Source organism: uncultured Methanobrevibacter sp. (assembly GCF_902769175.1).
Taxonomy (GTDB): Archaea; Methanobacteriota; Methanobacteria; order Methanobacteriales; family Methanobacteriaceae; genus Methanobrevibacter.
The window spans coordinates 1-14,269 of sequence record NZ_CACXNW010000045.1; the positions used below are offsets into that span (position 1 = coordinate 1).

Consider the following 14,269-nt stretch of genomic DNA (forward strand, 5'->3'; position numbering starts at 1 on the left):
AATACACAACCTAAATTATTTATTTCTATAATAATAGATTGTACTTCATTGTATATAAATTTAAAGGAAAATAAGTTAAGAAAAATGTGGGTGAGGGTCCTAATCGTTACACACCCTCTTATTTTCTTTTTTTTATTTTATTTTTAATTTTTTTCAATTCTTTTATATTATATTTGAACTATTTTTATTGATTCTAAAGCTTTTTTTATTAAATTTAGTTAAGTTTAATTATAATTTTTACCATATAGTAATATGATAATAAATTTAAGAATGTTTACCAAACATCCTTAAATTAATAGTTGAATAATAATTTTTTAATGGGTGCTTATCATGCAAAGAAAAACACTATCCCGTTTTGATGAAATTTTAAAAATTTTTAGAAAATATGGTATGGATAAGGTTTTAGGCCAAACTTCTCGTAATAAGATAAGTCCATTTAGAAGTGATGCAGAAAATAAAGAATTATTAAAGGAGGATTTTCCTGAAAGATTAAGATTAATGTTTCAAGAGCTCGGAACAACATTTATTAAATTTGGTCAATTATTGGCTTCAAGGCCAGATTTAGTTGGGGAAAGAATAAGTGAAGAGCTTTCACAATTGCATGATGATAATCCACCGATCAGTTATGAAGAGATTGAGATAATTGTTGAAACAGAACTTGGAGGAAAAATAGACGAGCTTTTTGCAGATTTTTCAAAAACAGCTCTTGCTACAGCATCTATTGCTCAAGTTCATGAAGCTAAATTGCCAACTGGAGAACGTGTAGCTGTAAAAGTACAAAAGACCAATGTTGAAGAGATTGTTGAAACTGATTTGGCTATAATGAGATTCATAGCCAATGAATCAGATAGATTCGACACAGGATTCAAGCATCTAAACCTTCCAGCTATTCTCCATGAATTCGATAGAACAATTCATAAGGAAATTGATTTTGACAATGAACTAATGAATATTCGGCATTTAAATGATAATTTTATATACAATGATAAGATAATTGTTCCTACAATATATCCAGACTATTCCACTAAAAAAGTTTTGACTATGGAATATGTTGAGGGAGTGAAATTATCAGAAGTCATTAACGGTGATGACCCAAAGTACAATAAGATTCTAATTGCTGATAGGCTGGTTCGTTCTTACTTTAAGCAAATATTCATTGATGGCTTTTTCCATGCAGACCCTCATCCAGGCAATATATTCATCACTGATGAAAATGCAATTTGCTATATTGATTTTGGAATGATGGGGTCTCTTGATGAGGACTTTAGGCATGACTTGGCAGAATTGATGATTTATTTCTCTGACCGTAATATTGATGGATTGATCAATCAATTGATTAGAATGGATATTTTGAATGAAAAAACAGAAATTAATGTTTTAAAAACTGACCTTAATGATTTGTTTTCAAAGTATTATGGCGCTGAACTCAGCCGTTTTAATGGTATTATAGAGGATTTGCTTTTCCTGATGCAGAAATATGATGTTAGATTGCCAAATGAGTTTGTTTTAATGGCAAGAGGATTGTCCATGATTGAAAACATTGGACTTCGTTTGGACCCTAATATTGATGTTGTGGAATTGCTTAAGCCATTTGCTCGCAAGCTTATGTTTCAAAGGTATAATCCTATTAGAATGGCAGGTAATGCAAAAAACAGTTTCTTTGCATTTGAACATGTCTTAAGAGGATTGCCAAGCCTTATTTCAAAAACAATGTATAAGGTTGAAGAAGGGGAAGTAACTGTAAACATTGAAGTCAAGCACATTAGTCAGATAGCAAACCAGATTTCCCTTGCTATTATTATTGCAGCACTTGTAATCGGTTCCTCACTTGTTATGCTAATCGATGCAGGGCCAAAATTCTATGATATGCCTATGCTTGGTTTTGTAGGGTTTTCTATAAGTTTACTACTTGGTGTATTCACTGTTTTAAGATATTTCATTAGCTTTTAAATAGATTATATCTTCTTTAAGAATATTTTTTAATATTTTTTTATCATTTTATTTTTTTAGTTTTTTCTTTTTTGCTATTTTTTTTGATTTCTCGTTAATTTTTTCTTATTTTTTGCTATTTTGCTTTTTATTATCTCTATTTTTTTAGTTATTTTTTTTGATTTCTCTTTAGTTTTTTCTTATTTTTTTAGCTATTTTTTGATTGTTTGCTTTTAATTGTCTCTATTTTTTTAGTTATTTTTTTTGATTTCTCTTTAGTTTTTTCTTATTTTTATTCTAATTCATGATTTTTAATTTCCTAAAATTTTTAGTTAAATATATAATAAATTTTAATCAATCTATTAATATGATAAATAATAATAAACTAAATATAAAAATAATAAATAAATTAATTATTTTTAAAGATTAATTTTTTTTTAAACTTATCATAAGGATTGTAATAAATGAATCTTAAAATAAAGAACTTTTCTAAAATTAATGGAGCTGTGAAAGCACCTTCTTCTAAAAGCTATAGTCATAGGGCTGTTATTCTTGCATCTTTATCTGAAGGCAAGTCTAAGCTTTTTGACGTATTGTACTCTGAAGATGTCTTATCTACCATCAGAGCATGTGAAGCTCTTGGCGCTAAAATTGATAGGAAAAAAGAAATCATCTTGAAAGGAGATAAAAGCCAGACTGTTGATTATTTGGAAGTTGAAGGAACTGGAGGCAAATTGCATAATATTTGCAAAGACCCTTCCTCTGATATGATTGACCTTGCAAATTCCGGAACTACACTTAGGATCATGACAAGTGTTGCTGCTTTGTCTGATAATGAAGTTATTTTCACTGGAGATGATTCTCTTAAGACAAGGCCTATGGGTGCATTGATTGATGCATTAGAAAGTTTAGGTGTAAAAATAGAATCATTAAGCGGCAATAATAAGGCTCCTTTAAAGATTTATCCTGGATATGAAGGTGGAGAAGCAGATATCTTAGGAAGCATAAGTTCTCAATTCATATCATCTATTCTCATTTCAGCTCCTTTATCTAAAAAAGGAGTGGTTCTTGAGGTTTATCCGGAATTCGTATCAAAGCCTTATGTCAATATGACCATTTCCATTTTGGAAAAATTTGGCATTAAAATAGTGGAAGAGCAATATCAATTCCATGAAACTTGCAAGAAAGAGCATAGTGACTGTTTAGGTGCTAAATTTAATGTAAAGCCTCAAAAGTACATTGCTTCTGATTATATTGTTGAAGGAGATTACTCCTCTGCTTCATATTTACTTGCAGCAACATCTATTGCTGGAGGTTACCTAAAGGTTGAAAACTTATTCAGCGATTCTAAACAGGGAGATAAATTTATTTTGGATATTTTAGAGCAAATGGGAGCTAATGTAACTGTCTTTGATGAATATGTTTCTATAAGATCAAATGGAAATCTTAAAGGAATTGAGGTTAATTTGGCAGATGCTCCAGATTTATTGCTTACAGTAGCTGTTTTAGGAGCAGTTGCTGAAGGCAAGACTACAATCACCGGTGTTAAGCATGGCAGGTTAAAGGAAACTGATAGAATTGACACCACCTGCAGAGAGCTTGAAAAATTAGGATGCAAGCTTGAGGAATTTGAAGATGGAATGACTATTTATGGTCAAACCATAGGTGATGGGCTTGTTGAATCTCATAATGATCATAGATTGGCTATGGCATTTTCCTTGATTGGTCTAAAGCATGATGTTGAAGTGGAAAATGGAGAATGCTTTGATGTGTCTTTCCCTAATTTCATTGAAGTTATGGGAGAAATTGGTATTGAATTGGAATTAAATTAAGTTTTTTCCTAATTTCATTGAAGTTATTGGGGAAATTTGCATTAAATTGGAATTAAATTAATTTGAGGGATTATATGAATGATGAAGAAAGGATAATAGAGATTTTTAAAAGATTAAATGAGGTTTATACTATTCGTACTTTTCATGACCATGACCCTTATAAAGTATTGGTTAGAACAATTTTATCTCAAAGAACAAGGGATGAAAATACAGATCAAGCTGCAAATGCTTTATTTGATGTCTATCCAGACATTTATGCTGTAGTAGATGCTCCTGTTGAACATGTTCAGGAGTTGATTAAGCCTGCTGGTTTTTATAGGGTTAAGGCTGCACGTATCTTGGAAGTTTCAAGAATATTGATTGATGAATATGGTGGAGAGGTTCCAAGAGAAATGGATGAAATGCTAAAGCTTCCAGGTGTAGGCAGAAAAACAGCAAACTGTGTTATTGTATTTGCATTTCAGGATGCAGCTATTCCAGTTGATACTCATGTTCACAGAATATCTAATAGGTGGGGAATTGCTGATACAAAAGACCCTGAAGAAACTGAAGTTGTCTTAATGGAAAAGGTTCCTAAAGAACTTTGGGTTGATTTAAATGACTTGATGGTTCAATTTGGTCAGACTATCTGCCGTCCAATAGGTCCACAATGTGATAAATGTCCATTAACAGACCTTTGTGATTATGATTTAGATAAATTAGAATAAAAACTGATATTTTTTTTTTAAAATTATTTTTTATTCTAATGATTTTTTTTTTTAAATAATTTTTAAAAACCGTTTATTCGGTTATTATGTTTTTAATTTATTCTTTTAAATAATCTTAAAAATAGTTTATTTGATTATTTGGTCTTTTATTTATTCTTTTAAATAATTCTTAAAAATAGTTTATTTTGTTTTTAAGTCTTTTATATTTCTTTTTGTTTAATTTTAATTTTAATCATCTATATAAATGGATATATACGAAAAATTTATTAATATGTTTTTATAAATATCCTTTTATTAATTGTATATTTTATTAAGGTGAAATTTAATGGCAAGTCCAATTGAGGTTATTTTAGTTCCAACTTTGATGATTTTAATAGGTTTTATTTTAAAATCTAAAAATATTTTAAATCAATCTGACCGTCAAAAATTAGCTGGAATAGTTTTGAATATTGCATTGCCTTCAATGATTTTCATTAATCTGCGAACTGCCAATATTTCACATGATATGTTATTTTTACCAATTTTAGGTTTTCTTACCAGTTCAATACTCATTATCATATCTTATGCCTATTGTAGGATAATGCATTATGATAGAAAAACCATGTGGACAATTATAATTGCTTCATCTATTATGAACACTGGTTTTATTGGTTTTCCAGTTTGTTTAGGTGTATATGGTAATGAAGGTTTTTTAAATGCGTTGTTTTTTGATTTATCAACCACTATAATGGTTGTTTTATATGGTATTGTTCTTGCAAAGGAATTTGGAAAAGACCATTATGATGCTATAAAAGGTACACTCACTTTTATGCCTTTATGGGCTATGGTTTTTGGTTTAATATTCAATTACCTTAATATTCCACTTCCATATGTAGTTGAAAACATCTTAAACTATTTTGCCCAAGCAACAATTCCTTTAATCATGATAGCTTTAGGGCTTTCTTTAGATTTTTCCAATGTAAAAAACTATTTGACAGATTCCATAGTTGTGTCCTTTTTTAAATTAATTTTAGCACCTGCAATAATCTTCTTATTGCTATATGCTTTTAAAATAAATGGAATGGCCTTTAATATTGGAATTTTGGAAGCGGCTATGTCAACTGCTGGAAATGCATTGGTTTTAGCTATTGCTTATGATTTGAAAAAAGATATGATGGGATCTTTAATATTTGTCAATGTGGTCTTAAGCGTATTTACCTTAACCGCTATAATATTTTTATTAACGATGTAGTCTTAAGCTAGTCTTTACAGTGAAAATATATTATTAACGATGTAGTCTTAAGCTTATTGTCTTTACAGTGAAAATATATTATTAACGATGTAGTCTTAAGCTTATTGTCTTTACAGTTAGGATATTTTTTATTAATGTTGTAGTCTTAAGCTTATTGTCTTTACAGTGAAAATATATTATTAACGATGTAGTCTTAAACTATTGTCTTTACAGTTAGGATATTTTTTATTAACGGTGTAGTTATATGATAAAAGTTTCAGTTATTTTACCGATTTATAATGTGGAAAGCTTCTTGCCAAGATGTTTAGACAGTTTAATCAATCAGACCTTAAAGGAAATTGAGATTATATGTGTAAATGATGGCTCAACAGATAATTCACTTTCAATTTTAGAGGATTATAGCAAATTGGATTCAAGGATTATAATCATTGATGAGGAAAATCACAATGCAGGTTATGCAAGAAATCAAGGTTTGAAGATTGCTAAAGGAGAGTATTTGTCTTTTTTAGATTCTGATGATTTTTTCAATGAAAACATGCTTGAATTAGCATATAAGCGAGCAAAAAGATTTGATGCAGATATTTGCATATACAAGTCAATTTTATATGATAATTTAACTGGAGAATCAAGGCTTAACACTTGGGCTGTTAAAGACCAATTTTTGCCTGATGCAGATGTATTCAACTATAAGGATATTGATTCTAATATTTTTAGCGATTTCATGTGTTGGGCATGGGACAAATTGTTTAAGAGAAGCTTTATTGAAGAAAATGATTTAAGATTTCAAGAGCAAAGAACAACAAATGATATGTATTTTGTATTCTCAGCTATTTTAAAGGTAGATAGCTTAACCATTCTAAAAGAGCCATTATACTATCAAAGAAGAAATGTTTCCACATCATTGTCTAATTCTAGAGAATTGTCTTGGGACTGCTTTTACAAGGCCTTAATAAAACTTCTTGATGAAATAATCCATATGGGAATCTATGATGATTTAAAGCAGGATTTTATAAATTATGCTCTTCATACATGCATATGGAATTTAAATACATTATCTGATCCAATAGCCTATGAATTATTTAAAAAGCTTAAGGCTGCTTGGTTTTATAATTTAGGCATTGATAATCAGGATAAAGACTATTTTGAAAATAAGAAGGATTATTTGATGTATCTGCTATTAAAAAATATTCATCTCGATGATTTAGAGTCATATAAATTCTATAGAGATACTTGCAAGGACAATATGGATCTTTTAGTTAAGAATAAAGGAAAGATTGCTATTGAACTATCTAAGAATGAAATGTTGACTATTCGTGAAATCTTTGATGAATTGACTTTAGTCAAATAATTATTTTCATCAAACTTAAAGAAGATTTAATAGAATTCCTTTCTATTGTTTTCATTCCTTTAAATCATTTTTACTTTTTTTCATATTTTAGGTAATTTTTTTCAAATTTACCTTTTTCTAATTATTTTTCATTCCTTTTTTAATCTTTTTTTCATTATTTAATTGGCCTTTTTCTAATATTTTATTCATTTTTTAGATAATTTTTTAAATTTAAATTGATTTTATTAATAATATTCATATAAAAACTTTTATTTTATTAAAACATACAATATATTATGAAACAAAAGAGTCAGCGTAACACCAATTTGGAAATTTTAAGAATCATTTCAATGTTTCTTATTATTAGCCATCATTTTGCTGTTCATGGTATGAAAGGCCTTGAGTTTATTGCTTCAAATCCAAACACTTATGTAGTTTACTTTTTTGGTATTTTAGTTAAGATTGGGGTTGTTGTGTTTATTTTAATATCTGCTTATTTTATGATAAATTCAACGTTCACTTTCCGTAAGCTGCTTGTTTTAGGTGGAGAAGTTTATTTCTATTCCCTTTTGTTTTTAGGATTGGTTGTACAATTGACTTATCTATCAGATCCTTTAACTATAGCAGATTGGGGTGTCCATCTTTTGCCTATTAGCCATAGTGCTTACTGGTTTGTTACTGGATATATCGTATTGATGGTATTGTCTCCATTTTTAAATAAGTTCCTTAAGAGCTTATCTAAGGAAACTTATATCAAATTGATAGTGGTTGTAATGGTAATGTGGTCAATATTTCCTACATTCACCCCAATATTTATGATTGGTCCAATAGCAAACAACTTCATTGGATCCAGTTTCCAATATGTTCCATTGATTTGGTTTGTAGTAATATACATAATAGGCAGTTTCATACGCTTGCATGTTGATTTGGATAAAATCAGCTATAAAACCCTAATTGCAACATTTTCAGTTGGTATGATTATAACCTATGCAATATCTTGTATAGTTGGATATTTGGATATTGTTCACACTCAATCCAGCAGTTTGCACATGATATTTGGTTTGCCTCTAGAAGCGGTTTATTATGACACTTTATACTTATGGCCTGCTTTAGAAAATAAGCTATTCTTATTTGTTGCATCTGTAGCATTATTCCTGATATTCTTAAAAAGAGAAGAGTTTTCAAACAAATATCTCAATTATATTGCAGGAAGCGCTTTAGGTGTTTACTTGATTCATGATAATTTATTGATTAGAGCTTATATTTGGCAAAACATATTAGGTCCTATTTCCTATTATAATTCACCATATTTATTCTTCATTGCAATAGCAATGTTGATTGTGGTTTATGTGGTGTGCACTGGATTGGATATAATCAGAAGGGAAACTATTGAAAAAGTATGGATTTGGATTGTTGATAATAAATTGATTGGTGTTTCTAATTGGTTTGAAAGAAAATATAAATCATTTGAAAATTATTTAGGTAATTATTTAAAGTAATATGAAATTTCTTATTTATTCATATTTTTTAAATAATTTATCTATTTTTTTTATCGAAAGGGATGTGATTCCATTTTTTAACTAATTTAAATCATTTTAATTTAAATATTTATTTTTACTTTAAAAATTTTAACTAACTTTTTTTAACTAATTAAAATCATTTTAATTTTTTAAAGATTCATATTTACTTTACAATATTTTAACTATTTCTATATTTTAACAAATTAAACTAATTTTGTCTGACTTGTTTTATCTAAGGTGATAATTGGACTGTCTCCAACTACTTTTCTGTTTTGAATCATAAGCCCATCTAATTCAAGAAGAATTTTTTTAGACTCAAGCCCCTCTGCAACTCCTCCAAATCCTCCAATGGTTCGATCAGATTTAACTGTTCTATGACATGGGATGATAATAGGATATGGATTTTTGGAAAGAGCATTTCCAACTGCCCTATAAGCTTTAGGACTTCCTGCCTCTTTAGCAAGATCCTTATATGTATTTATGCTTCCTTTTTTTGTATTGAATTCTGCTTCCAATACCTTTCTTTGAAATGGTGTAACTTTATCTAGATTTAGATAGTCAAGTGAAAATTTGCAGTCTTTTTCACTAAAATACTTGTCAAATTCATTTAAAACCTTGTTTAACTGTTTTGACTTTTTATTTATGGATAATTCCTCTTCTATTTCATATTTTTCCTTAGCTATTTGTGATGATGTCTTTTCTGGTTTTGAAAGGATTATCTCTTCTATTCTAAATTGAGGTTTTTTTCTCCAGATAATTGTTATTTCGCCAATTGGGCTGTCTTTCATAATGTGTTTAAAGAGAGTCATAATATCATCTTTATATAAGAATTATCATATTATAATCATTCGTTTTTCTAATAAAATATTAACTAGGATAATATTCTTTTTTCAATAATTATGCTAAAAATTTTAGTTTTCATAGAAATATTTATATATCATCATTTATTAACTATTATATAACAATTGTTATATTTTAACTTTTGTTGAAAATTTTTGTATTTTTGTTTTAAAATATTTAAATTATAAATAAAATAACTTATTAAATAAAAGATATGATTTAATCATAAATAAATATAATTATAATTGGCATTTAGAAGGGATTTACGCTAATTTATTTATTTATAGTTTCAATTTTAAAATTAAAAATTAATTAATATATAAATTTTATAGATGTGATAATTATGGTAAATATTCCTGAATTGAAAAGAGGCATAGCTAATGATATGACAGAAGCTATTGGTAACACTCCTCTTGTAAGATTAAACAAATTAACAGAAGGATTAGAAGCAGATGTGCTTGTAAAGGTAGAATCTTTTAATCCAGTAAGCAGTGTAAAAGATCGTATAGCAGTTAACTTAATTGAAACTGCTGAAAAGGAAGGATTGCTTAAGGAAGGTTCAGTTATTATTGAACCAACAAGTGGTAATACTGGTATTGGACTTTCATTTGTAGCAGCAGCTAAAGGATACAAGTTAATTTTAACCATGCCTGAAACCATGTCTATTGAAAGAAGGAAACTTCTTGCAGTATTCGGTGCTGAAATTGTCTTAACTCCTGGTAGTGAAGGTATGGGTGGAGCTATTGCAAAAGCTAATGAACTTGTGGAAAACACTCCTAACTCCTTTATGCCACAACAATTTGAAAATAAGGCAAACTCTGAAATTCACAGATTAACTACCGGTCCTGAAATCTATAGGGATACTGACGGCAATGTTGATATTGTAGTCTCTGCAGCAGGTACTGGTGGAACTGTAACTGGTATTGCACAATACATTAAACTTTTAAAACCAGAATTCAAGGCAGTTGCTGTAGAACCTGCAACTTCCCAAACTTTAGGTAAAGGGGAAAAGGGACCTCACAAAATCCAAGGTATCGGACCAGGTTTTGTTCCTGAAGTAATCGATGTGGATTTAATTGATGAAGTTATTCCTGTAAAGGATGAGGATGCAGGAAACACCTTGCTTAGACTTGCTAGAGAAGAAGGTATTTTTGCAGGTATTTCTTCAGGTGCAGCTACTTTTGCAGGTTTGGAACTTGCTAAACGTCCTGAAAACAAGGGAAAAACCATTGTAGTTATATTACCTGATACCGGTGAAAGATACTTATCCACTGAATGGGTATTTGGAGATTTATTCTAACTAATTAGAATTTTCCATATTTTACCATTTATTTTATTTTTTTATTTTTTTATTTTTTTTATTTTTTTTATTTTTTTAAATTGTAAAATAATTTATATACTATAAATTCATAATATAACATTGTTTTATAACTTGTGTTAAGTTTATATTAAATTAAGTATATAGATATAAACATATTAATAATATAAGTTTAGATTATAAAGTTAAAAGGTGAATTTATGTTTGATGCTGTAAAAGAAGACCTTCAAGCCGCAAAGGCAAGAGACCCTGCTGCAAGAAGCAGCCTTGAAATTTTACTTTGTTATCCTGGCTTATGGGCAATTGGTTTTCATAGAATTAATCATTGGCTATGGACCCATCGCTTGCCATTTTGGGGAAGGTTATTTTCTCAAATCAGCAGATTTTTAACAGGCATAGAAATTCACCCAGGTGCTCAAATCGGCAGAAGATTCTTTATTGATCATGGTATGGGCGTTGTCATTGGTGAAACCACCATTATTGGAGATGATGTTTTATTATATCAAGGTGTTGTTCTTGGTGGAACAAGTTTGAATAAAGGTAAAAGACATCCTACTGTTGAAGATGCAGTGGTAGTTGGTTCTGGAGCAAAAGTTTTGGGAAACATTACCTTAGGTCGTTCATCTAAAGTTGGAGCAGGTGCTGTTGTATTGAATGATGTTCCTCCTGGTGCTACAGCTGTTGGAGTCCCTAGCAGAATTATTCAAGAAGACCGTAAGTGCGTTTTAGACTTGGAGCATGAATTCCCAGACCCAGTATCCTCAGCTATTGATTTGCTTTTAGAACGTCAAGAAGAACTTGAAAAGCGTATCAATGTCTTAAGTCAATTCCACGATATGGAACATGTGGAAGTTAGCCATGATCCTGAAATTGAAGGAGTATTCAAAGGTGCTGATGAAAAATTATTTTATAGATTAAACAATTATATTCAAGAGGAATAAAGAAAGATATACAATAAATTAGACAATTGTATTCAAAATGAATAAAGAAAGATATAGAATAATTTAAACATTTGTATTCAAAATGAATAAAGAAAGATATAGAATAATTTAAACAATTATATTCAAGAGGAATAAAGAAAAAATACATTAGGAGGTATTTTATGAAACCACCTTGTGAAATGGTAGTATGGTATATTATACCAGCTATTAGATCTGAATTAGCAAAAGATTTATTAAAATTAGGTATGAAACAGAAAAAGATATCTGAATTAATGGACATAACACAACCTGCTGTATCCCAGTATTTAACTGATAAAAGGGGAAGTGGAATTGTCTTTAATGATGATGTAAAGGCATTAATTCAAGACTTTGCAAATGACTTAAATGAGGGAACTGCAACTAAGTTTGACATTATCCCACGTACCTGCTTTATTTGTAAAAGAATCAAAACTGAAGATGTCATTTGTCAAATTCATAAAGAGAAGGGACATATGCCAGCAGATTGTAAGGCCTGTCTAGGCTCTGAAGCACATCTTTTATAATTTTTAGTGTATTGGTAAATTTGGCCTAATAATTCATTAAAGGATTTATGATTTTTCATGCTTATTCATGGCAAAATTTTACTAATTTTATTCTTATGAATTAATTATCTAGTCTATTTGATAGTCTATTTTTTACTTATTTTATTAAACAAGTTTTAAGGAGATATAATGGAAATTTATAGTACAATGTCAAGGGAAAAGGAAGAGTTGAATACATTATTTGAAGATAAGATCAAGCTCTTTGTCTGTGGCCCTACCGTTTATGATGACGCTCATATAGGTCATGGAAGAACATACATTTCCTTTGATACCATTAAAAGATATTTGGAATTTAAAGGGTATTCTGTATTCTACTTACAAAATATCACTGATATTGATGATAAAATTATTAATAGGGCAAAAGAAAGCGGTGTAGATTCTAAATTGCTTGCTAAGAAATTTGAAAAGAGATTTATTGAAGATATGGCTGCTTTAAATGTTAAAAGCGTAAATTATTTTGCAAGAGCTACAGACCATATGGAGGAAATTTTAGATCAGATTCAAAGATTGATTGACAAGGGCTTTGCATATGTAACTGAAACTGGAGTTTACTTTGAAGTTGCAAAGTTTAAGGATTATGGTAAGTTGGCTAATCGTAAGATTGAAGAGCTTGAAACTCATAGGATTGATATTGACAGTTCTAAAAAAAGCCCTAATGACTTTGCATTATGGAAAAATAGGGAAGCTCCAGAGTTTGCTGGCGAACCTGTATGGGACTCTCCATGGGGTAAGGGAAGACCTGGATGGCATATTGAAGATACTGCAATAACTGAAAAGTACTTTGGACCTCAATATGACATTCACGGAGGAGGTCTTGACTTAATATTCCCTCACCATGATTCTGAGATTGCACAAATGGAAGCAGTGTCAGGTAAAGAGCCTTTAGTCCAATACTGGATGCATACTGGATTCTTAAATGTTTCCGGTGAAAAGATGTCTAAATCATTAGGTAACTTCATTACAATCAGAGATTTATTGAATGAGTATTCCGGTGAAACATTTAGGCTATTTGTTCTTGCTACCCATTACAGAAGTCCAATAGACTTTAGTGAAGTCAGCTTGCATCAAGCAGAGAAAAATGTTTCTAAAATCAAGAATTATCTTGCTGTCATTAATGAGAAGATTGATGAAGAATTTAAAAAGGGCAATGTTTCAGATAATCTAATCTATTTAGCTGATTTAAGCGAAAGTGAGCTTTTTGAAGAATTGCTTAATTTCGATTATTATGAATCATCTTATGCTCCTTTAACTGACGGAGTCAATGAGTTCTTCACAAGTATGGATGATGACTTCAGCACTCCTAAAGCTATTGCAGCTATTTTCTCATTTATAAAACAATCCAATAAGGATTTAAGTGAAGATAAAATAATCATTGATGATCTTTTAGCTATTAAGCATTGGTTTGCTGACATCAGTCAAATTTTAGGTATTGACTTCTTTGCAAATGATGATGAAGTCAGTGGAGACGAAGAGGAATTATTAAATATAATTGCTGATGTCCGTCAAAAGTTAAGGGCTGAAAAACAATATGATTTATCTGATGAAATCAGAGATAAGCTTGTTTCATTAGGTATTGAAGTAAGTGATTAAATTAATTAAAAGTGATTAGTTATTCTAATCATTTTTTTATTTTCTATTTTTTCTAACTTTTTTTAATTTTTTCTTATTTTTCTTGGTTTTCTTTTTTTTCTAATTTTTTTAATTTTTTCTTATTTTTCTTGGTTTTCTATTTTTTCTAACTTTTTTTAAATTTTGTTTATTTTTTTTAATTAGGCACATAATTTTTTCAATGATTTAAATTATTTTTTCATATTTGTTTATTTTTTTCAATGATGGATGTAATTTTTTCAATTATTTTTCTCTTTTTTTAGATTATTTTCTTATTTATATCTTTTTTTAACAATAGGCTTTTTTTATCAATTATTGAGAGGGTGTCACAAATTTAAAAAAAAAAAAATCAAATCCATGACCCCAAATTTTTTTTAATTTTTTCCAAAATCCCAAAAAAAAAATCTTTTACTTTTTTTCTTATGAATTGGATCT

Annotated in this window: 11 protein-coding genes; 10 read left to right on the forward strand and 1 reads right to left on the reverse strand. The window is 29.2% G+C overall.

Features of this window, described 5'->3' with window-relative positions; all coding sequences use genetic code 11:
• Positions 1-330 precede the first annotated feature (330 nt).
• The 6 genes from QZV12_RS12765 (at position 331) to QZV12_RS12790 (ending at position 8,525) form a co-directional block, all read left to right on the forward strand.
• Positions 331-1,950 carry an AarF/ABC1/UbiB kinase family protein gene (locus QZV12_RS12765; protein WP_295622437.1) on the forward strand — a complete coding sequence of 540 codons (1,620 nt, stop codon included), beginning with the start codon at positions 331-333 and terminating at the stop codon, positions 1,948-1,950.
• Positions 1,951-2,393: 443 nt separating this feature from the next.
• Entirely contained in the window at positions 2,394-3,761 is a 1,368-nt protein-coding gene (gene aroA / locus QZV12_RS12770) for a 3-phosphoshikimate 1-carboxyvinyltransferase (protein WP_295622439.1), read from the forward strand.
• 74 nt (positions 3,762-3,835) lie between these two features.
• Entirely contained in the window at positions 3,836-4,468 is a 633-nt protein-coding gene (gene nth, locus QZV12_RS12775; RefSeq protein WP_295622441.1) for an endonuclease III, read from the forward strand.
• Between the two features lie 325 nt (positions 4,469-4,793).
• On the forward strand, positions 4,794-5,699 hold the full coding sequence (locus QZV12_RS12780) for an AEC family transporter (RefSeq protein ID WP_295622443.1): 906 nt from the start codon (positions 4,794-4,796) through the stop codon (positions 5,697-5,699).
• A gap of 244 nt (positions 5,700-5,943) precedes the next feature.
• On the forward strand, positions 5,944-7,047 hold the full coding sequence (locus tag QZV12_RS12785) for a glycosyltransferase family 2 protein (protein WP_295622445.1): 1,104 nt from the start codon (positions 5,944-5,946) through the stop codon (positions 7,045-7,047).
• Positions 7,048-7,322: 275 nt separating this feature from the next.
• Entirely contained in the window at positions 7,323-8,525 is a 1,203-nt protein-coding gene (locus QZV12_RS12790; protein ID WP_295622447.1) for an acyltransferase, read from the forward strand.
• Positions 8,526-8,749: 224 nt separating this feature from the next.
• Here QZV12_RS12790 and QZV12_RS12795 read toward each other — a convergent pair whose 3' ends face one another.
• The gene (locus QZV12_RS12795; protein WP_295622449.1) at positions 8,750-9,334 is read right to left on the reverse strand and encodes a methylated-DNA--[protein]-cysteine S-methyltransferase; all 585 of its coding nucleotides are present in this window, start codon (positions 9,332-9,334) and stop codon (positions 8,750-8,752) included.
• Between the two features lie 395 nt (positions 9,335-9,729).
• On the opposite strand from QZV12_RS12795, the gene cysK reads away from it, so the two are divergent.
• The 4 genes from cysK to cysS all read left to right on the forward strand — a co-directional run bounded on the left by cysK (position 9,730) and on the right by cysS (position 13,816).
• Positions 9,730-10,686 (forward strand): cysteine synthase A, encoded by a 957-nt coding sequence (cysK, locus tag QZV12_RS12800; RefSeq protein WP_295622451.1) that lies wholly within the window; start codon positions 9,730-9,732, stop codon positions 10,684-10,686.
• 218 nt (positions 10,687-10,904) lie between these two features.
• Positions 10,905-11,645: a serine O-acetyltransferase EpsC gene (gene epsC, locus QZV12_RS12805; protein WP_295622453.1), complete on the forward strand. Its 741-nt coding sequence runs from the start codon at positions 10,905-10,907 to the stop codon at positions 11,643-11,645.
• A 161-nt stretch (positions 11,646-11,806) separates the two neighbouring features.
• Positions 11,807-12,187, forward strand: a complete 381-nt coding sequence (locus tag QZV12_RS12810) for a transcriptional regulator (RefSeq protein WP_295622454.1) — start codon at positions 11,807-11,809, stop codon at positions 12,185-12,187.
• Between the two features lie 168 nt (positions 12,188-12,355).
• Positions 12,356-13,816: a cysteine--tRNA ligase gene (cysS, locus tag QZV12_RS12815; protein ID WP_295622456.1), complete on the forward strand. Its 1,461-nt coding sequence runs from the start codon at positions 12,356-12,358 to the stop codon at positions 13,814-13,816.
• The last annotated feature ends 453 nt before the right edge of the window (positions 13,817-14,269 follow it).